Source organism: Acinetobacter sp., from assembly GCF_050285345.1.
GTDB lineage: Bacteria > Pseudomonadota > Gammaproteobacteria > Pseudomonadales > Moraxellaceae > Acinetobacter.
The window spans coordinates 1-21,114 of sequence record NZ_JBLZXR010000105.1; the positions used below are offsets into that span (position 1 = coordinate 1).

Here is a 21,114-nt window from a genome sequence, read left to right on the forward strand (position 1 = left end):
GAACCTGTTCTCGTATCTGGCACAGATGGTGTTGGTACAAAATTACGTTTAGCATTGAATTTGAACCGTCATGACACGATTGGTCAAGACTTGGTTGCAATGTGCGTAAACGACCTTCTTGTATGTGGTGCTGAACCACTATTCTTCCTTGATTACTATGCAACAGGTCACTTAAATGTTGATGTTGCTGCAAATGTAGTAACTGGTATTGGTGCTGGTTGTGAACTTGCAGGCTGTGCTTTGGTCGGTGGTGAAACTGCTGAAATGCCCGGTATGTATGAAGGCGAAGACTACGACCTTGCAGGTTTCTGCGTAGGTGTCGTTGAGCAAAGTAAAATTATTGATGGCTCTAAAGTTAAAGCGGGTAACGTTTTAGTGGGTATTGCATCTTCAGGCGCACACTCAAACGGCTATTCTTTACTGCGTAAAATCTTAGACGTTAAGAATGTTGATTTAACTCAAATCGTTGATGGTCGTCCACTTGCTGACGTGGCAATGGAACCAACACGTATTTATGTAAAATCTATTCTTCAACTGTTAAAAGAAGTTGATGTTCACGCGATGGCACACATCACAGGTGGTGGCTTACCGGGTAACCTGCCACGTGTACTGCCAAATGGTGCGCAAGCGGTAGTGAATGAAGCATCTTGGGAATGGCCTGAACTGTTCAAACTGCTTCAAAAAGAAGGTGGTGTTGAACAATTCGAAATGTACCGCACATTTAACTGTGGCGTTGGTATGGTCTTGGTTGTTGATGCAAGCGACGCTGACAAAACTGTTGAATTACTCAACAAATTTGGCGAAAAAGCATGGACTATGGGCCATATTGCAGACAATGCTGAATCTGTTGCAGGTGCTGACGAAAAAATCCGTGTTGTTTTCGCATAAGCCACACTGATGATTAAAATTGCTGTCCTCGTTTCAGGCAGCGGAAGTAACCTCCAAGCCCTGATAGATGCCAATCTATCAGGGCAAATTGTTGGGGTGATTTCCAACAAGCCTGATGCCTATGCACTACAACGTGCAGAAAAAGCCAATATTGCTACAGCGGTAATTGAACATAAACAATATCCAAGTCGTGAAGCATTTGATGATGTTATGCATCAGCAACTTCTCGACTGGAATGTTGATTTAGTGATTCTTGCAGGCTTTATGCGCATTCTCAGCGCGAAGTTTGTCAAAAACTGGGAAGGGAAAATGCTCAACATTCACCCTTCTCTGTTGCCACACTATAAAGGCATGCATACACATCAACGTGTGTTGAATAGCGGTGATGTGTTGCATGGTTGTACCGTGCATTATGTCACTGCTGAACTAGATGCCGGTCAGGCGCTGGCACAAGGTGTACTGAAAGTGAATGTGCATGATCATGCCAGCACACTTGCAAACCGAGTACATGTGCTGGAACATCTGATCTATCCGCAAGTTGCGGAATGGATTTGTAATGGCACGATTCAGCATACTCAGGATGGTGTTCTATACCGCGGTCAACCGATGACTGAGCCTGTACAATTCTGTAAGTTTTAAGTTTCTCGGTATTTATTGACGAAGATTCAAATAAAAAACGCATCCAAGGATGCGTTTTTTTGTGCTTTATCAAAAGTACTTTTTAAACTTGATGTAACTTCAACATCTGCTTGATCGTTTCCACCGTAAATTCAGGTTTTTCCAATGGGAACATATGACTCCCAGAAACCACTTTAAATGGAATCCCAAATTTCTTTTCAATCATTTGCGGAAATCTAAGTGGTAAAAATGGCCCCTTTTCTGCAATCAAAAGCTGCACCGGAACTTTAGGTTTCGACTGTGGCAACCACCACAAAGATGGATTGGTACGGAAAATTTGTACCTCATCATCTTTAGAAATTGTCAGTTCTACCCCACCACGGACTTTATCTTCCATCAGTGCGTAATCAATATAGGCTTGAAAGCAATCTGAATCAAAAGCTTGATAAAAACCTTTGGGACGAAGCAATTCAGCGGCTTGCTCACGACTGTCCCAATGATCACGGCGACGTTTCGACAAACCCGCAGGTGACATTTTATCCACGACTTTAAGTTTTAAAGTCTTGGCAATGTGTAAAGCCAATAACTCTTTACCCATAATCATCGGTGGATCAATCATCAGCACCTGTTTAAACAATTCAGGGCGCTGTAAAGCAGCCTGAAATGTCAAAACCGAACCCAATGAATGGCCCAGACCAATCACCTTTCGCCCATTGGCTTGACGAACAATACTATCAATGACCTGTTGCGTGAGGCTTTTCCAATGATTGTCAATTGGATAACGCTTATCTGGCCCCAACAAAGGGACATAAATCACATCGTATTCATCACTCAGTAAATCAAAAAGTTTTTGATATACCCGTGATGGTACGCCATTAGCATGCGCAAAATGAATTAATGGTTTCATTGCAACTTCGCGGTATTTTCAGATTGAACTTGTTGAGACAAAGAACTGGCAAAACCGTGTCCAATTGAACTTCCCATACGGCCTAACACAGACTCAAATGGACTGTATTCAATAGTATAGTTAACGGCTTTTTCAGTTTTTAGCTCACGTTTCAAACTGTTGAGACTGCCTGTACGGTCAGCAATACCCAATTTCACCGCTTGCTCACCTGTCCAGAATAAACCTGAAAAAATAGCAGGATCAGTTGATTTCAACTTTTGACCACGACCTTCTTTCACCGCATTAATGAAATGTGCATGTACATTATCCAACACGCCTTGAACATGTGCTTTTTGTGCAGAGTCCACAGGCTGCGTCATGGATAAAATGGCTTTGTTTTCACCTGAAGTCATGGTGCGGTCTTCAACACCGAGCTTTTGCATCAGGCCATTGACGCCATAATTCGGCATAATTACACCGATAGAACCCACCAAGCTTGATGGATTCACAATAATTTCATCGGCTGCGGAAGCGATATAGTACGCACCCGAAGCGCCAGTATCCCCAATAATGGCATACAGTTTTTTATCCGTATGCTGCTTTTTCAGGTACTGAATTTCTTGCCAAATCTCATCAGATTGTACTGGCGAACCACCCGGCGAGTTAATATTTAATACAATTGCCTTGCTTTGCTTATTTTCATAGGCTTTTTTCAACGCTTTGATCGTATTGACACTATTCACGCTTTGTTTGTCGGCAGCAATTGTGCCAATAATATCCACCACCGCAATGTGTGAACCTGCTGTCGCTGTTGGATCGGTTGAGGAAGTACTACAGCTTTTCGCCATCGCAATGATAATAATCAGTAGATAAGCAAATGTTAAAAATTTAAAAAATATGCCCCATCGGCGCGCTCTGCGTTGTTCTTCCACTGAAGAAAGCACGGCCTTTTCTAGAATTTTCCACTCATTTCCAGTTGGCTGCTGAATATTATTTGAAGAAGCCTGATGTTTTTCTTCAGGTTTTGGTGGCCATTCGGACATATAAAAAACCTTATTAATCGTAAATTTGTTGTCATTATATACATGCTAATCACGATAACTGTCTAATCTATTCATTTTCCCTTATAATTATTTCAAATTTCCCTTTATGTGTATCAGACTTAAATAAGATGACCGACCCACATTCACAGGACACCACATTTTACCTGTTAAAATTTATCAGCCGCCAACCTATTCAAATTTCTAGATTAATTGCAAAAGGTTTGGCTGGGTTAGTCAATATTTTTAAGATTTCAAAAACCTCTTCCACTATTCAACGTAACCTGAAAATTGCGTTGCCTGAGCTTTCTGATGCAGAGCGAACTCAATTAACCAAGCAAGCCATTCGCAATGAGCTGACCTCTTATTTTGAATTCTTTAATATTTGGAGTGCCAGTACACAAAAAAATATTCAACGTATTCATCGCGTGCATGGCGAAGAACATTTACACAATGCTCTTCAATTGGCCAAAGGTGTCGTGCTGGTCGTGCCTCATTTTGGGACTTGGGAAATTATGAATGCATGGGTCGCACAATTCACTAAAATGACCATTATGTATAAACCAGTCAAAAGTGAGTCTGCCAATAATTTTGTCCGCGCTGCACGTAGTCGTGAACAAGCAACATTGGTTCCAACCGATGAGTCAGGGGTACGTCAAATTTTTAAAGCCTTAAAGCAAGGTGGCACGACGGTAATTTTACCTGACCACACCCCTAATGTGGGTGGGGAAATGCTTCCCTATTTCGGGATTCCCCTCAAAACCAGTAATTTAAGTGCAAAATTGATTCAAAAAACCAAAGCACGTGCACTCTTGCTATATGCCATCCGCAATGATAATCACGGTTTTGAAATACATATTGAGCCATTGGATGAAAAAATTTATGACGGTAATGCCAATGCAGGTTCTACTGTCATTTTCGACGCGATCGAAAACCTGATTCACCGCTACCCAGAGCACTATCACTGGAGCTATAAACGCTTTAAAGCCAATCCTCAACTGAGAGATTTATACAATATTAGTGAGGAAGAAGCAGCTCAGCGTCTTCAAGAAGTCCGTGAACACTATATTCAGGAACAAACGACATTAACAGAGCAAAATCTGGCTTAGAAATTTACTCCTGTTCTTTGGGGCGAAATAACCATTTATATTTCACCCGTTCTTCTGTGACCTTAATATTTTGATCTTGTTGAATAAAATGAATACTGCCACTGGTTGCTGTTTGTAATAGTGGAATACCGAGTTGCTGTAATCTAACTTGGGTTAATGCAGCAGGATGCCCATAACGATTAAAGCGACCTGCTGAAGCAACTGCCAGTTTGGGTTGAAGTTGCTTTAAGAAAGCATAGGCTGAACTATGACGGCTCCCATGATGCCCCAAAACCAATACATCAACTTTTAAATTCGGATAATGTTGTAAAATTTGATACTCCGTTTCCCAGCCCGCATCGCCCATCAATACATAATTTTTGAATCCAGTTGCCTCTGGCACAGACACATGCAGCACACATGAACTTTCATTGGCATTCAAAGCAGCAAGATGTAATTGCTGTGGACTCGGAGACAGGAATTCAAAAAATATTTTATTCTCCCAATTCCAACGGTGTCCTCGTTGGCAATAACGTTGCGGTGCGGGATTTAGCGTATTGACTTGTGCATTACTGTAGAGCAGCCCAATTGCCAATTGACGCTCTAATGAGAAAAATCCCCCACTATGATCTTGATCCAGATGAGTCAGTACCACTTGTTCCAGTCGATGAACTCCTTGCAGCGATAAAAATGGACGGATGATATTCTGTCCAATACTAAATTGCGTTTCATCATAGTTGCCACCAAAATCGACCATCATATTGTGCTGTTTGTATTGGATATAGATCGACTGGCCCTGCCCCACATCAAGCACAGAAAGCTGAAACGCATGTTGTGGTTTGAATGGAATAATAACCGCAATCAACGCAATTGCAGTCCATAATCGTGGCACAACGCCATGAGGAAGAAAGAAAATAAAAATCGCCAAAATCAATAGCCCAAGCTGCCATGGGTTTAGTGCAATATCCTGCATTTGGGCTGAAAAAATTCGGTCTAAACCATATAAAAAGAGGTGTAAAGCTTCTAGGCACCAATCATTCAATTGAAAAATCATCGCAGCTAAAGGGTCTGAAACAAAGGTGCAAAGTGCTGCAAGAATATCCAGTGGCACGACAACCAAACCTAACCAAGGAATCGCAAACAAATTACTCAATGGCGTAATCCACGCAATCTGTTTAAAGAAAATAATCATCAATGGAAATAAGGCCACAAATATTTTCCACTGTGATTCGACCAGTATTTTCAACGTAGATTTAAGCTTCTGCCACGAATTTAAATTGAGCCCATCATTTTTAGGTGATTTTAGTGACTGATAGATTCGAAGTAAGATGAAACACGCCCCATAAGACAACCAAAAAGCTGCAGATAAAATACTAAAAGGATCAAACAGCAATAACAACGCAGCACTGAACAGCAAGAGCTGTAAAGCACGTATCGGCTGCTGTAAAATCAACATCGTACATGCAACCATACAAATAATCAGGGTTCTTAAAGCAGGAACCTCAAATCCCGTAAATGCACAATATGCTAAAACGCAAATTAAAAATGGTGGAATCAACACATACTGTTCAGGCCATTTTAAATACAGGTTGGGCCAAAATTTTCGGGTCATTCGTTTCACCCACCAACATGCCATCATGGCAAATACCAGTACATGTGGCCCTGATATAGCCAATAAATGACTCATGCCAAAGCGCTGAAACAGTTGACTAGTGCCATGATTTAGCAAACTTTTATCACCAGTTAATAAGGCTAATAATAACCCCGTATTTCTTAAAGGTTGTTGCTTAATAAATTCACGTAAGGCAAGACGTTTCAATTCAATCTGAATATTTAGCTGATGCAGCCATGACTGATGAATTTGATATTGTTGGGTAAATCCAAGCGTATAAATCTGCTGTGCAGTCAGTTGCTCCACTTCTTTTGCACTCAAATTTGCATGAATATTTTGTTGTAGGTTCCATTTTTCTTGATCAAAGGCACCCGAAGTGACATAACTTTGACTCGGTTTAATTTGTCCTTTAATCCGATAATATTGCCCGGGAATTGGTTCTGGACTTCCATCTGGGTACTGCTCAGAGATTCTCGGCCAATACACCATAAAATATTGAATAGCTTTATTTGGACTTAATACTTCGACTTTTTGCTGAATACGCTGTTGTTTTAATTGGCTAATTTGTGGCACATAAACGATGAATTCACCTTGCCTTGAATCTTGCTCAATAAAAGCTAAACGTTCGTCTAGTTGGGTATTAGCATAACTAAAACCCAATAATAGACCTAACATGAGATTGGCAAACAATTGTAAGCCGTTAAGGGGAATACGTTCAGGTCGGTTAAAAAGAACGGGCTGAATCAACTGCCAAATCATAAAAAGGAGAATTATCCAACCCATTGCCAGATGAGGATTCCAGAACGTCGTTCCCATCCCTGCAATACCCACAATCCATCCCACGCAAAACCATTGCAACATGCCGTATCTTTATTGTTATTCTTTGCGGGCAATAATAAAGCCCACCGAGGTGAGCTTCAATGAAACAATCTTAATCCACTAATTCAGCGATGAGCTTACTCTTCCACCCAAAGACCATCTTGCATATGCAAAATCGCATCTGCCGATTGCGCTAAATACTCATCATGGGTCACAATCAACATCGCCATATTGAACTCTTTACGCAGTTCAGATAACAACTCAAAAATCTTTACCGCAGTTTTACGATCAAGGTTTCCGGTCGGTTCATCCGCCATCATCAGCTTCGGTTTTGCCACCAATGCACGTGCTAAAGCGACACGTTGGCGTTCCCCCCCCGATAGCTCGCCCGGTTTATGCGTCAGACGATGCGATAGGCCGACACGCTCCAACAAATATTCAGCTTGCTGTTTCACTTCTTTAAAGTTACTCGATTTACGTAGCATCAATGGCATGGCGACATTTTCAAGCGCGGTAAATTCAGGTAACAAATGATGGAACTGGTAGACAAAACCAAGATGTTCATTTCGCACATAGCCACGTTCAGCTTCACCCAAGGTGTCGAATCGTGCGCCATTGATAAGTACTTCACCTGAAGTCGGACGATCTAAGCCACCCAAGACATGCAATAAGGTACTTTTACCTGAACCACTCGAACCGACAATCGAAACAAACTCACCTGCTTTAACTTGTAGCGATAAACCACGAATCACATCGACGGTGGACTTTCCATCAGTAAAAGACTTGGTGATGTTTTTGGCATCTAAGATTAAGTTACTCATAACGTAATGCCTCTGCGGGTTGAACTTTGGCAGCACGTAACGCTGGGTAAATGGTCGCAACGAAACTTAAGCCCAAAGATAAAGTCACAATCACCGCGACATCTTGCCATCTTAAATATGAGGGCAAGTAATTAATAAAGTAGGCATCAAACATATTGAGGCCTAAAGTATTGTTTAACCAACCAACCAAGTTACTGATACTCGATGCGGCAATAACACCCAAAATAGCGCCCGAAACAGTACCAATCACCCCGATCACGGTACCTTGCACCATAAAAATACGGGTAATCGTGCCCGGTGAAGCCCCCAAAGTACGTAGGATTGCGATATCAGATTTTTTATCGGTCACCACCATGACCAATGAAGACACAATATTAAAAGCTGCAACCAATACGATCAGGAACAGTAATAGGCTGACCATCGCCTTTTCCATTTGAATGGCACTAAACAAGTTGCCGTGCGTATAGGTCCAATCAGAGGCATAGAAGTTTGCAGGTAAATCACGCACGATTTCTTGAGAAACTTGTGGCGCTGCAAAAATATCGTCCAACTTCATGCGAATGCCTTGAGCGCCGTCTGGAAGACGCAATAAAGTTGACGCATCATTCAAAGCCACATAGCCCATCATTGAATCGACTTCGGCACCAATACTGAAAATACCGACAATCTTAAAGCGTTTAAAACGTGGCACCACACCTGCTGGTGAAGGCGTAGCTTCAGGCAAAACCAAGGTCACGTTATCATTCAAACCAAGACCTAAAGCATCAGTCATTTGCTTGCCGAGGACGATACCGAATTCACCTTTTTTCAGGTTATCAATACTGCCTTCTACCATATGATCTTGAATAATTGAAACCTTCTTTTCATACTCAGGTTCAATACCGCTGACCATAATGCCCGACACCTGCCCTTGGGCGGTGAGCATCCCCTGTAATTGTGTAAATGGTGCTACACCCTGAACATGCTCATGCTGCTCAATTTTTTTTGCAAGTTCTGGCCAATTTGTTAAGATTTGTGTTGAAGAAACAGTAGCTTGAGGTATCATTCCCAAAACACGCGTTTTAAGCTCACGATCGAAGCCATTCATCACAGATAAAACTGTAATCAGGACTGCTACACCTAGGGTGAGGCCGATCATGGACACCAGAGCAATAAAAGAAATAAAGTGGTTACTGCGCCGTGCGCGAGTGTATCTCAACCCTATATACAGCGAGATTGGTTTAAACATAACCATCTAGTCCGAGGTAATATATTATGGAAAATTTACAGCATCAAAGCGTTCAAACTGAACGCCGTGTAATGTCGCGTATCGATGCTGCTTTGCGCATCAACTATCAGATTATCTCTGATGATGTTGCACTGAATGATCCTTACGATCCTAATTTTGTATTGCCGCGCTATTTTCTACTACTTGCTGAATTAGATCAATTTGATCATGCACTCAACTACGAATTAGAACAATTAGCTGAGAAAGATCAACAAATTGCTCGAATCTTATCCTTATTTAACCAAAAGTTAAACCTGATTACGGGTTCTTTGTATGACGCAATTGTACAAAGCATGTTACCAGTACCTGAACATGTCAATTTTTCAGAAACAGGTTTAAGCTTTTTTAGTGAAAGACCAATTAAAGAAGGTACTTATATCCACGTGACCTTAAGCCACCCTGAAAATTTCTTCCATATCGCTGCAACCGCACAAGTGGTTTACAGCCGTGAAGAAGAAACTAACCTGTACCGTACCGGTGCGTATTTTATCACGCTCCTGCCACAAGACCGTGCCAAACTGGCTGAATCTATTTCATTAACGCAAAACAAAAACTAATGTTTGGATGTACTGATTTTTTGGGCAAGCTCACGACTTGCCTTAAAATCTTTATAAAAATAGATAAATAGACCAGACAATAAAATCACGGCACCTACCACCACCAGCACTGTTAATTTTTCATCATTCAATATCGCGCCAAATAACATCGCCAACATCGGTGTCATTACCGTAGTTAATGATAATGTGGTCGCTTTAATGTTTTGCACCAATTTAAAATAGCAGAACATCGCTACCAGTGAAGCCATAATCACCGAATAAAACAATCCGATCAGCGCTTTTGTAGATGGTAGCTGCGTCGGCATCTCCTGCCAAATAAATGGCAGCATACACAGAGAAAATAAAGCTGAAATTAAAATTGAACCTGTGGCTTGCGACATCGGTTGTAACGGTGCATTGACCTTTTTCACCCAAAACATTGAAACACAATACACGCATACACTGATCAGCATCAGGACAATACCAATTGGATTGATATGATGATCGCTGCCACCTAAGCAGATAATACTCAGCCCCGTTACGGCAACGGCCATACCGACCCACTGCAAACGATGTAAATGGACATGAAAAAAGAAACGACCAATCAGCCCCGTCATAATCGGTGCGAGACCAAACATCAACGCAATCATGCCCGAGCTTAAATAAGCCGTTGCCATATAAGTAAAAATTTGCGAACCAATAAAACTTAATGAGCCAGCCAAATAACTCTGCAAGGACAGCTTATCCATCGGTAATTTATTTTTAAAAATAAAGAGCAAAGCCACAGCCAATGGCAAGGCCAAAAAAAACCGTAATGCCAATGCCCAGAATGCATTTAAATCACTAACACTCCACACAATCGCCAGAGGCGTGGTAGACCAAATAAAAATTAATAAAACGTAGGTGGTTGCCAAATTGGCTTTAGAGGGCATATTTATGGCTTCTGCGCAGTTTTACGTTTTTGCTTTTGAATCGTTTGATCCAGACTACTGGAAAACTCTCGTTTATCCCGTTCAGAAATCGGCGCAGGGCCACCTGTTTGTACCCCTGCACCACGCAACGTATCCATAAAATCACGTAAATGTAAGCGTGCTTTGACATTTGCAGTGGTATAAATTTCACCACGTGGATGAATGGCAATCCCGCCACGTTCAATCACTTCAGCCGCCAAAGGAATATCCTGCGTCATCACGATGTCATTTTCTTGCATGCGCTGGATAATTTCTTTATCTGCTGCATCTGCCCCACTCATCACCTGAATCGAGTTGATCCGTACTGAAGGCGTAATTCCTACATTTTGATTGGCCACAAAAGTGACTTCTAACTGGTAACGATCCGATGCACGAATAATCACATCACGTAAAATTCGCGGTAAAGCATCTGCATCGACCCAAAGTTTAAATGGCAACACATGTATTCCATCAAAATGATAAGTTGCCGCTATTTTAGCAAATCTACATGGCAAATTGGGTGGCTCGAAATAAAGCGCAACATTAGATTTCTCTCAGCATGAGAATATTTTGATGTTCAATCGAGTAAATACTGAGAACATTTTTTAGCATGAATTACAGTTAAATCTGTGAATAAACATACTTTATACGTGATTTCATGATAAATATGAGTTCGGTGACTTGAAAATTTCAAATAACCCTCGATTTATTATATAAACCTAACCCAACAATCAATTGTGCATATGAAAAAACAAAATAGCCCTGAAATTATCACTATTGAAGACCAGACTTTTGGTAGTCACGTTGAGCACTGGACTTTGCTTACCGGCAACCCAACAACGGATGTTCCTGTTTGGTTGGGTCAGGCACTCGATGCACCAATTATGCCAATGGGCCTATGTGCACAAGAAGCCGATATGGATCAAAATACATGGCTGATTCAAGGCCCATCTAAAGCAGCAATTCAACTGTGCCAAGTGATTGCTGTCGAAAACAATAAACCCAAAGCCGTGAAAACCGCTTTCCCAAGTTTCGATAGTCCTTATAAAACCAAAGCGACCATTGAACGGATTATTACTTGTAAATCCAATACCCAAGCGGTGCTTTGCTTGGATTTAGGTGCCAATACCAGCGTCTATGCTTTTGACAGCTTATATAGTGTCAACCATAATCAATACGAAAAAGATGCCACTTATTGTGTGCAACTGAATGCATGGGCCTATGAACTTGAACCGGTTGCTGAACATGAACAGCTCGTGGTCGATGACCCTGCTTCAATCAAACATCATCGTGCTTTAAATGATATTTTGGCTGCAAATAATGGCGTTGCACCTGCCGATTTACACGAACAGATTAAAGCTTGGCAGCCAAAATCTGAAGATGATAAAGCGCCAGTCACTGTAGATTTTTCGCAAATGGTGGCTTATCTCTATGGCGAAACACTTGGGCAAGAAGATGAAGCTTGGTTCCAAGGACATATCGTCGGTAAAACCAGTATGCAGTTTAAAGACCAAGAATACACCTTATATGATGTCACCTTGATCCATGAAGACAATCAAGAAGCTGTGATTGTTCGTGTTGCAACACGTAACCCGGAACATAAAGATTTTTCAGTTGGTCAATATATTCGTGGCAACCTGTGGATACAGGCGAATATCTACGCAAAATCTGCTTAACTAAAATTTAAAACATCATTTTGATGTAAGAAATCGTTATGCAAAAAACCGTCATGATTGGCGGTTTTTTACTCCATTAAAACGATGTATTCGCTGATGATTTTATTATCTGTATACAATTTACCCACAGTAGGATCATTTTATTCTGTTTTTAAATTCAATTTATAATCACTTCCACACGATTCAATTAAAAAACCAATAATTCAAATTAATATTGGCTCTAAAATATCAATTTTGAAAAGTTCAGCAAAATAAACAAGATATCTTCATTCTGAAAACATATTGAATTGTTCAGTGGGCTCTTTTTAAATAAATGAAATCGTTGAGTCAGTTTAGCGAAGATAGTACTTTATTTAATCAAATATTTATGTTAAAAATGCGGTTAAGAAACAGTTATTAACGATAAATAGATCGGAAAGAATATCTATGAAAGTCGTGCAAGAAGAAAACTTATCACAAGTCGATCATTCAATGGAAACTCGATATCAAATTGAGCCGATGTCCTGCTTGTTTTTTATTTTAGGCATGCTGATTTGTGCATACATGCTCCATACTTTTATTCTCTAAGCTATTTAAATAAAAAACCGGCAATTGCCGGTTTTTTATGCTTTATGGATTATGCATTGCGTTTTGCAAAGTCATCCATAAAGTTTACCAATGCTTGCACACCTTCAAGTGGCACAGCGTTGTAAATACTTGCACGCATACCACCTACTGAACGGTGACCAGCTAAGTTAAGCAAATGATGTTCTTCAGCTTCTTTCAAGAATTGTTTTTCCAATTCAGGATTGGCTAAAGTAAATGGAACGTTCATGATTGAACGGAATTCTTTTGCAATTGGGTTGGCATAGAAATCGCTCGAATCGATGTAACCATACAGTAATTCAGCTTTTGCCAAGTTCGCTTTATAGATAGCTTCTACACCACCTTGTTCAAGTAACCATTCGAAAACGAGACCTGATAAGTACCAAGCATATGTTGCTGGTGTATTGACCATTGAACCATTTTTCGCTTGCGCAGAATATTTCAAAATGCTTGGAATTTCAGCTTTGGCTTGATCCAATAAATCGTCACGAATAATAACCAGAGTCAAACCTGCAGGACCGATATTTTTTTGCGCACCGGCATAAATCAAACCGAATTTAGACACATCTAATGGCGCAGATAAGATACTTGATGATAAATCGGCAACAAGTGGTTTATCCGTTTCAGGAATTTTCGAGAATTGAATCCCACCGATGGTTTCATTTTCTGCATAGTGCACATAAGCGGCATCATCAGATAGATTCCACGTACTTTGGTCAGTAATCGCAAGTTTGCCATCGATCGTTGTACCCGCTTCGACAACATTAATGTCACCATAGCGCTGCGCTTCTTTTAACGCTTTTTCTGACCAAATCCCAGTATGGATATAATCGGCTTTGCTGTTTTTACCCAAAAGGTTTAGCGGAATTGCAGAGAATTGAAGGGATGCACCACCTTGAAGGAAAAGAACTTTATAGTTATCTGGAATATTCATGAGTTTACGCAGGTCAGCTTCCGCTTTTTCTGCAACAGCGACATAGTCTTTGCTACGGTGGCTCATTTCCATGATCGAAAGACCTTTGCCATGCCAGTCAAGCATTTCAGCCTGAGCTTTTTCTAATACGGCAGTTGGTAATGCAGCAGGACCAGCACAGAAGTTGTACGCGCGCATGATTTTTCCTTTCAAAGTGAAACACAATAAAATGATGGCATTTAACCACATCTCGCCCGTGCTTGCAGTAGATAAAAGCTAAAATATTCCAATGCTATGTGGCATTTAAAGTCAAAATATCAATCAAACTCGGTTTTATTTCTTCGTATTTCAGATTATTAGCTTTACTGATATTTTTTATCTATTGAATAAATGCTGAATCTCGTCCATTTTAAGCATCCTGTATGCATAAAAATAAAACTGCATTTTCTTTACAGATGTATATGAAACCATACAATAACTTTATGGTTTTACGCATTTTAAAAACAAAGTCTATAATAATGCCCTACTAGCTGTGAGTATGATTCATGCCTCTATTTCAAACCAATAATTCTAGATTCAAACAAAATTTAGCATCTGGATTATGCTTTGCACTAGGAAGTTTGAGCGTAGTATGCAGTCAAACCATACTTGCTCAAAGCATCAGTTATGTACAAGCCGAACAGCAAATTGTAACCACGTCGTATAGCAGTCAGGCCCATCAGGCGCTGCAACAATCTGCTCAATTACAGGCACAGGCACTCAAAGGCTTGGGATTACCGCGCGTCGATCTTAATGTGCGTGCTTATGCTTTTCATAATGAATTAGATGTGCCCTTAGGGGCGTTAAAAAATAATTTAGAACAGACGCTGACCAATGGGCTGAACGATAAAATTGATAAAACACTACCAAGTGATCTCGCTGCCCCACTGAAAGACAGTATTCAACAGCCGATCCGTGATGGTGTAGGGTTAATTCCAGACTCGTCTCAAGTGGTACTGGATGATCAGGTGATTCGCCCAACGGTTTCGGTGATGATGCCAATTTATACAGGCGGACTGACCTCAAGTACCAAAGAAATCGCGAATATTCAAGCGCAGCGTAGTGAACTGACTAACGAACAGCAACAGGATATACAACGCTTTGAACTGATCCAAGCCTATTTCAATGCACAATTACAAAAGAAACTCTTAGACAGTAGCCGATTTAATTTACAGGCGATGCAACAGCATTATAACCATGCCTTAAAAATGGAAAGTCAGGGGTTTATTAGTAAAGGTCAGCGCATGCAATTTGAAGTGGCACAAAATAATGCACAACGTGTTTATCAAAATACTGAAGCAAATTTGCGTTCCAGCCTGTTTAAATTAAACAACTTAATTCAGAGCGATGATATTACTGATTTAAGCACGCCCCTGTTCATTAACCAGCAAAATAATCAAAACTTAACGGCCTTGTTAAAAAGTTATCAGGATCAATCCAGCCTAATTCGCAAAATGCACATGGATACTCAACTTGCCAATGCCAATGTCAAAGCACAAAGTGCTGCGAAAAAGCCCAACGTGTTTGCCTTTGGCGAATATAGTTTGGATGACAAACAAAATTGGATTGTCGGTGTCGCCGCACGTTATAACTTATTTTCAGGGATTGATAAAAATAAAACTGTACACGCAGCCGAATTACAGCGTTATGCCTCAGAACTTATGACTGAACGCACCAAGCAAGAAATTGAAACCACCATTTATACCTCTTTTAATGAAGCGAGTAGCGCACAGCAAAGTCATGTACTGTTACAGCAAAATGTCAAAGCCGCACAAGAAAACTTAAGGATTCAACAACTTTCTTTTAAAGAAGATATGGGTACCGCGACACAAGTCATTGATGCACAAAACGCACTGAATAGCTTGCAGAGTGAAATGGCCTTGAATGCGTATAAATATGTGATGTCGCTTGCGACTTTATTGCAAAGTCATGGTTCGATTGATCAATTTCAAAGTTATATCAATCAATCATATACCGATTACATCCGTTAAGCTTAGACTGGGGAAAACCATATGAATCAGGAACCTACTGATCAGCAAAAAAACACCTCCACTGAGGCAGAACCATCTGTAGCAGGATCAACGGATGCGGATAAAATATCACTTGAAGCTGAAAATACGCCAGTGCAAAAAGATCAAGCGATAACAGATTCAAAGCCAGCAGCGTCAGAAATAGCTAAAGAAGAAAATCAACCTATTCCCCCTACAGCTCAAGATAAAAAATCGGCACTGCTTAAACTTGGCATCGTAATTATTTTAATTCTACTTTTAGCTTTGATTGCTTTTGGTTTATGGAAAAGTTATCAACCGAAACCAGTTGAATTGCAAGGACGCGTGGAAGCCGAAACCATTCATATCAGTACCAAAGTGCCGAGTCGTATTGAAGAAATTTATGTGCAGGATGGTGAAAAAGTTCAAGCAGGTCAGGAGTTGGTCAGACTAACCAGCCCAGAAGTTGCAGCAAAAAAACAACAAGCCTTAGCGGCCCTACAATCTGCACTGGCCTTACAATCAGCGGCTGAACGCGGTTCGCAACAGGAAAATATCGACAGTTTATATGCCAATTGGCAAAGCCTAAAAGCACAACAACAATTGGCACAAACCACCTATCAACGTGGACAAAATCTGTTTAAAGAAGGTGTTATTTCTCGTCAACGTCGTGATGAAATGCAAGCGGCAGCAATTTCTGCTGCACAAATGACCGAAGCTGCTTATCAACAATATGCACGGGCAAAACGTGGCAGCACACCGCAACAACAAAGCTCCGCCGATGCACAGGTGAAAATCGCTCAAGCCGCTTTGGACGAAGCCAATGCACTAGAAGCAGAAACCCAATTAGTCGCCCCTTCTGCCGGAACGATTTCTAAAACCTATGGCAAAGTGTCTGAACTTGTCGCTATGGGTGTGCCCGTGGTAAGCCTGATTCAAGACGACAGTCTGTGGATTAGTCTAAATGTCCGTGAAGACCAATATGCCCAAGTCTATAAAGCCAAATCACTGGAAGGTTTTATTCCTGCGCTGAATCGTTCAGCACAATTTACGATTGATCATATTGAAGCGGAAGGTGAATTTGCCACCATTAAAACCACACGCCAAACAGGTGGTTATGACATTCGGAGTTTCAAAGTCCAACTTAAACCGGTACAAGCTATTTCTGATTTAAAAGTCGGCATGAGTGTGTTGTTTAAAATTGAAGAGTCTCAATAAATGTTGGCGGGCATTTGGCGGGAACTGCAATATTTGATGCAACACAAATGGGACTTGTGTATGGTCACCCTCGCCCCTGCATTGGTGATCTTGCTGTTTAGTGCGATGTTTGCTCAAGGCAAGCCCGAGCATTTACCCATTGCCATCGTTGACCAAGATCATAGTAATTTAAGTCGAAATATCAGCCAATTTTCTCGCTTAAATCACAGCTTACAGATTGAAACGATTACTCCCAGTATGGATGAAGCGGAACGCTTACTGAATCAAACTAAAATTTGGGGCTATATTCATATCCCTGCGGGTGCTGAACAACGTTTTGTCCAAGCCAAAGATGCTGAGATCAGCATTGCTTATAATCAGAGTTACTTTAGTGTCGGTAATAGTATCTCCTCGGCCATGCTCCTCAGCACCTTGCAGGCCATGACGGATTTTAGTGGTCACCAATATTTAGAAAATAAAATTCCCTACTTAGATGCCCCAACACCCAATATTAAAATTTCTCCCCTGTTTAACCCAGGGCTGAATTATGAATTCTATTTAGAACCTTACATGATTCCGGCAATTCTGCACTTATTACTGTGCTGTTGTGTGGCATTTTCAGTCGGTCAGGAATTAAAGTTTGGCACTACGCAACAATGGGGCAATTCTCCCTCACGCCTACGCGCCTTAGTTTCTAAAAATCTCACCTATGTCTTGATTTTTTGCGCTTGGACATGGGCATGGATGTTTTGGCTCATCGCAGTCCGTGGATGGTTTGTGCAAGGTTCACTCTGGCTCATCCTGCTTGCGCAATTTTTCTTTTATAGTGCTTATGCTTTTATCAGTAGCACTGTGGTCCTTGCTACGCGTGATTTAGCCAAATCCTTTGGTTTTATTGCGGTTTATGGTGGCTCATCTCTGAGTTTTGCGGGCGTAACCTTACCTTTGAATAATGCACCGATGTTTACCAAATTTTGGGCCAATATTATTCCCTATACACCTTATGCCAAATTACAAACTGAACAATGGGTGATTGGCAGTCCAATCTCTATTTCATTAACACCCTTAATCGTATTAATGATTTATTGCCTGTTTTATGTGGCATTGGCCTACGTCTTTTTACGTAAAGTATTGGCAGAGGCATCGACATGAAATACAAAAATACGCGATGGACTCAATTTTGGCAAAACTATCGACAGACCTTCAAAGATATCGTTCAACACAGTTCGATTTTTACCACCCTAATACTTTCAGTCTTTCTCTATAGTTTTTTCTACCCCATTGCATACCAAGCGGAACATGCGGAGTCACTGCCAATTATTGTGGTCGATGAAGAACAAAGCATACTGACCAATACGATTATCAGTACAGTTCAAAATAGTCCAAATGTTGAAGTCCGAGCGGTAACAGGTAACTTTGCCGAAGCCGAACAAATGATTCGCACCCAACAAGCCGATGGCATTTTGCTCTTACCCCATAATTTATCCAACAGTATTCACCATGGTGAAACTGGCGGAATTGGTTTATATCTCAGTGCTGCGAATTTTTTAAAAACCCAACTGATTGGATTGGGTCTGGCGACCTCGATAGAAAACGTACTGGCCGCACAAGCTGAAAAATTCCAAAATATTTCAGAATTTAGTCCGGCACTTTCCATCCATAAGATTCCATTATTTAATCCTTTGTCGGGTTATGGCAGCTATATTTTCCCAGCGGTCGCACCACTGATTATTCATCAAACGATTTTACTCGGCTTATGTATGCTAATTGCGACTTATCGACAAAGTCCTCAATGGCGACCAAGCTACGCACAGTTCTGGGCGATCTTTTTCAGTATTTTGACCATTGGGACTTTGGGCTGTCTGTATTTATTTGGCTTTACCTTTTGGCTGAATGACTATCCACGCGGTGGTAATTTCTGGGGCATGCTTATTGCTGTGCCGATCTTTTTAAGTTGTGTGATCGCCATGACCTTATTTCTAGCCACCTTCTTAGACTTGCCTGAACGCGCAGGACATATCGTTGTCTTTAGCTCGATTCCGCTATTTTTACTTTCAGGAACCGCATGGCCACACGCCGCCATGCCTGAATGGATGCAGATCATTGCCAATTTTTTACCTTCAACCCAAGGTATTCAGATGTTTATTCAATTAAATCAAATGGGTGTACCGACCAGTTTAATCATTCCTAAACTGATTTATCTCGCAGCTTTTGCTGCTGTTTGTTTATGCCTTGCGATTTGGCGTTTGAAATACGCAAAATTACCCAAGACCTAGATATACATATCTTTTTATCGATACGGATATTTATGAATAATGACCGTAGTTTTCCCATCAATGGGATGAAGTCACTGCAATGTGTTGGATAATTTCAACATCATTGTTAGCCGATCAAATAGACAATCATACGAATGTGTTTATTACTTAAAAATTAAATAAGTTCATAAGTTCCTCATCAAATTTTGAGCATCAAACTTAGTCGTGTTTAAACTCACTGCACTTTCCAAGGATTTTTTTCACTCACCCACTCATAACTAATTATTATTCATTAAATAAATTAAAGTTAGATTTTAAATCGGCTTTACAACTAAAAATGATAATTAATCAAACAAACAGTCGATTATTCATTAAAATTATTGGCTGAATTCTCATATAAGCGTCAAACTAGTATCGTATTTAATCTCCCAATTTATTCAGAAGCTTTTGTCTGACAGATTTTCTCTGTCTGCAATATAGGCTTCATGGATGACTGTGGGCTTTTTTCTCCCAAATCTGACCTAAGAGCTGATGTATGAAAAAGATGAAGGTGAGCCTTGCCTGGCAAATCGTAATTGCTCTCATTCTAGGTATACTTGTTGGTGCTTTCCTACACTATTCTCCTGAATATCGTGATGCTTTAGTTAATAATTTTTTAACCCCACTGGGTTCAATTTTTATTAATCTGATTAAGATGATTGTTATTCCGCTTGTGGTTTCAATGCTGATTTTAGGTATTGCCAATACAAGTCATGGCAGTCACTTAGGGAAACTTGGTTTCAAAACCATTCTGTATTTTGAAGTGATTACCACGATTGCAATCTTAGTCGGACTGGTAGCAGCCAACGTATTCCAACCCGGTGCCGGCATTGATATGTCTGCATTGACGCAAGTCGATATTTCAAAGTATCAAGCAACCACCCATGAAGTGAGTGAAAACTCACATGGTTTGATTCAAACCATTCTTTCACTGATTCCATCCAACTTCTTTGCCGCATTGACCAGTGGGCAAATGCTTCCGATCATCTTTTTCTCTGTGATGTTTGGTGTGGGCTTAGGCTCTTTAGAGCAAGAAGTAAAACAGCCATTAATTAATGTCTTAACGGCTGTATCTGAAACCATGTTTAAAGTGGCCCATCTGATCATGATGTTTGCACCGATTGGTGTATTCGGCTTGATTGCGGCCACTGTCGCGAACTTTGGTTTTATAGCTAAATTCTAAAAATATTAGCACGTAAAAATAGCTGTAAAATTCCATTCTTTAAGGTCTTTGGTGTACTGAAGAGTTAAGTAATCAGCTATAGTTCCTTGTTGCCCCTACTGAAATTGGCTGCATTGGTTTACGGTACGATCTTGTTCTTTATTTTGATTGTATTGGGTGCTGTCGCAAGATTCTGTGGTTTCAGCATTTTGACCATCATTAAAATCTTAAAAGATGAATTGATTTTGGCCTACTCGACTGCCAGTTCAGAGACAGTTTTGCCACGTATCATGGAAAAAATGGAAGCCTATGGTGCGCCGAAACCGATCACCAGTTTCGTCATTCCGATTGGTTATTCATTTAACCTTGATGGTTCTACGCTCTATCAAAGTATTGCTGCGATTTTCATTGCACAGCTTTATGGCATTGATTTAAGCATTGGCCAGCAAATAATTTTAGTACTGACCTTAATGATCACCTCTAAAGGTATTGCTGGTGTTCCGGGCGTTTCATTTGTGGTGCTACTTGCTACTTTAGGTAGTGTCGGCATTCCACTTGAAGGTCTGGCATTTATTGCCGGAATTGACCGTATTTTGGATATGGCGCGTACCGTATTGAACGTTATTGGCAATGCCTTAGCCGTACTCGTCATCAGTAAATGGGAAGGTCAATTTGACGTTGAAAAGCAAAAATATTATGAAATAGAAATGAAAAAAGCAGCTTAATTTCATTCCA

At 40.6% G+C, this 21,114-nt stretch carries 16 protein-coding genes and 3 pseudogenes; 11 read left to right on the forward strand and 8 right to left on the reverse strand.

What is annotated here, in order from left to right:
• Together purM and purN are read left to right on the forward strand one after the other, a co-directional pair.
• On the forward strand, window positions 1–888 hold an 888-nt coding region (gene purM / locus ACN6OV_RS08940; RefSeq protein WP_427952148.1), incomplete at its 5' end, for a phosphoribosylformylglycinamidine cyclo-ligase.
• A 9-nt stretch (window positions 889–897) separates the two neighbouring features.
• Entirely contained in the window at window positions 898–1,527 is a 630-nt protein-coding gene (gene purN, locus ACN6OV_RS08945; protein WP_427952150.1) for a phosphoribosylglycinamide formyltransferase, read from the forward strand.
• An 82-nt stretch (window positions 1,528–1,609) separates the two neighbouring features.
• On the opposite strand, the gene ACN6OV_RS08950 is transcribed toward purN, so the two are convergent.
• Window positions 1,610–2,413 (reverse strand): alpha/beta fold hydrolase, encoded by an 804-nt coding sequence (locus ACN6OV_RS08950; protein ID WP_427952152.1) that lies wholly within the window; start codon window positions 2,411–2,413, stop codon window positions 1,610–1,612.
• The gene (gene sppA / locus ACN6OV_RS08955; protein ID WP_427952154.1) at window positions 2,410–3,435 is read right to left on the reverse strand and encodes a signal peptide peptidase SppA; all 1,026 of its coding nucleotides are present in this window, start codon (window positions 3,433–3,435) and stop codon (window positions 2,410–2,412) included. The genes ACN6OV_RS08950 and sppA overlap by 4 nt, the downstream gene beginning before the upstream one ends.
• Window positions 3,436–3,563: 128 nt before the next feature.
• Here sppA and ACN6OV_RS08960 point away from each other — a divergent pair, with 128 nt between their 5' ends.
• The gene (locus ACN6OV_RS08960; protein WP_427952156.1) at window positions 3,564–4,541 is read left to right on the forward strand and encodes a lysophospholipid acyltransferase family protein; all 978 of its coding nucleotides are present in this window, start codon (window positions 3,564–3,566) and stop codon (window positions 4,539–4,541) included.
• A 4-nt stretch (window positions 4,542–4,545) separates the two neighbouring features.
• Here ACN6OV_RS08960 and ACN6OV_RS08965 read toward each other — a convergent pair whose 3' ends face one another.
• From ACN6OV_RS08965 to ACN6OV_RS08975, 3 genes are all read right to left on the reverse strand, one after another.
• Window positions 4,546–6,993, reverse strand: a complete 2,448-nt coding sequence (locus ACN6OV_RS08965; RefSeq protein WP_427952158.1) for a DNA internalization-related competence protein ComEC/Rec2 — start codon at window positions 6,991–6,993, stop codon at window positions 4,546–4,548.
• Window positions 6,994–7,088: 95 nt separating this feature from the next.
• Window positions 7,089–7,772, reverse strand: coding sequence for a lipoprotein-releasing ABC transporter ATP-binding protein LolD (lolD, locus tag ACN6OV_RS08970; protein ID WP_427952160.1), 684 nt, complete (start codon window positions 7,770–7,772; stop codon window positions 7,089–7,091).
• Entirely contained in the window at window positions 7,765–9,000 is a 1,236-nt protein-coding gene (locus ACN6OV_RS08975) for a lipoprotein-releasing ABC transporter permease subunit (protein ID WP_427952162.1), read from the reverse strand. The genes lolD and ACN6OV_RS08975 overlap by 8 nt, the downstream gene beginning before the upstream one ends.
• 26 nt (window positions 9,001–9,026) lie before the next feature.
• On the opposite strand from ACN6OV_RS08975, the gene ACN6OV_RS08980 reads away from it, so the two are divergent.
• On the forward strand, window positions 9,027–9,596 hold the full coding sequence (locus ACN6OV_RS08980) for a PilZ domain-containing protein (protein WP_427952164.1): 570 nt from the start codon (window positions 9,027–9,029) through the stop codon (window positions 9,594–9,596).
• Here the strand turns inward: ACN6OV_RS08980 and ACN6OV_RS08985 are convergent.
• On the reverse strand, window positions 9,593–10,507 hold the full coding sequence (locus tag ACN6OV_RS08985) for a DMT family transporter (RefSeq protein WP_427952166.1): 915 nt from the start codon (window positions 10,505–10,507) through the stop codon (window positions 9,593–9,595). The genes ACN6OV_RS08980 and ACN6OV_RS08985 overlap by 4 nt on opposite strands.
• Before the next feature lie 2 nt (window positions 10,508–10,509).
• Window positions 10,510–10,992 carry a YaiI/YqxD family protein gene (locus ACN6OV_RS08990; protein WP_427952188.1) on the reverse strand — a complete coding sequence of 161 codons (483 nt, stop codon included), beginning with the start codon at window positions 10,990–10,992 and terminating at the stop codon, window positions 10,510–10,512.
• Between the two features lie 276 nt (window positions 10,993–11,268).
• Between ACN6OV_RS08990 and ACN6OV_RS08995 the strand changes: the two genes are divergently transcribed.
• The gene (locus ACN6OV_RS08995; protein WP_427952168.1) at window positions 11,269–12,201 is read left to right on the forward strand and encodes a hypothetical protein; all 933 of its coding nucleotides are present in this window, start codon (window positions 11,269–11,271) and stop codon (window positions 12,199–12,201) included.
• Between the two features lie 616 nt (window positions 12,202–12,817).
• Here ACN6OV_RS08995 and serC read toward each other — a convergent pair.
• Complete coding sequence (gene serC / locus ACN6OV_RS09000) at window positions 12,818–13,897, reverse strand: 3-phosphoserine/phosphohydroxythreonine transaminase (protein WP_427952170.1); 1,080 nt, start codon at window positions 13,895–13,897, stop codon at window positions 12,818–12,820.
• A gap of 347 nt (window positions 13,898–14,244) precedes the next feature.
• Here serC and ACN6OV_RS09005 point away from each other — a divergent pair, with 347 nt between their 5' ends.
• The 6 genes and pseudogenes from ACN6OV_RS09005 to ACN6OV_RS09030 all read left to right on the forward strand — a co-directional run.
• On the forward strand, window positions 14,245–15,729 hold the full coding sequence (locus ACN6OV_RS09005; protein ID WP_427952172.1) for a TolC family protein: 1,485 nt from the start codon (window positions 14,245–14,247) through the stop codon (window positions 15,727–15,729).
• A gap of 267 nt (window positions 15,730–15,996) precedes the next feature.
• A pseudogene (locus ACN6OV_RS09010) lies at window positions 15,997–16,944 on the forward strand (HlyD family secretion protein); the annotation flags it as partial.
• Window positions 16,945–18,075 (forward strand): ABC transporter permease, encoded by a 1,131-nt coding sequence (locus ACN6OV_RS09015; protein ID WP_427952174.1) that lies wholly within the window; start codon window positions 16,945–16,947, stop codon window positions 18,073–18,075.
• Window positions 18,072–19,199, forward strand: coding sequence for an ABC transporter permease (locus ACN6OV_RS09020; protein WP_427952176.1), 1,128 nt, complete (start codon window positions 18,072–18,074; stop codon window positions 19,197–19,199). Before ACN6OV_RS09015 ends, ACN6OV_RS09020 begins: the two co-directional genes overlap by 4 nt.
• Window positions 19,200–19,713: 514 nt before the next feature.
• A pseudogene (locus tag ACN6OV_RS09025) lies at window positions 19,714–20,389 on the forward strand (cation:dicarboxylate symporter family transporter); the annotation flags it as partial.
• 97 nt (window positions 20,390–20,486) lie between these two features.
• Window positions 20,487–21,104 (forward strand): annotated as a pseudogene (locus tag ACN6OV_RS09030) (cation:dicarboxylate symporter family transporter); the annotation flags it as partial.
• Between the last annotated feature and the right edge of the window lie 10 nt (window positions 21,105–21,114).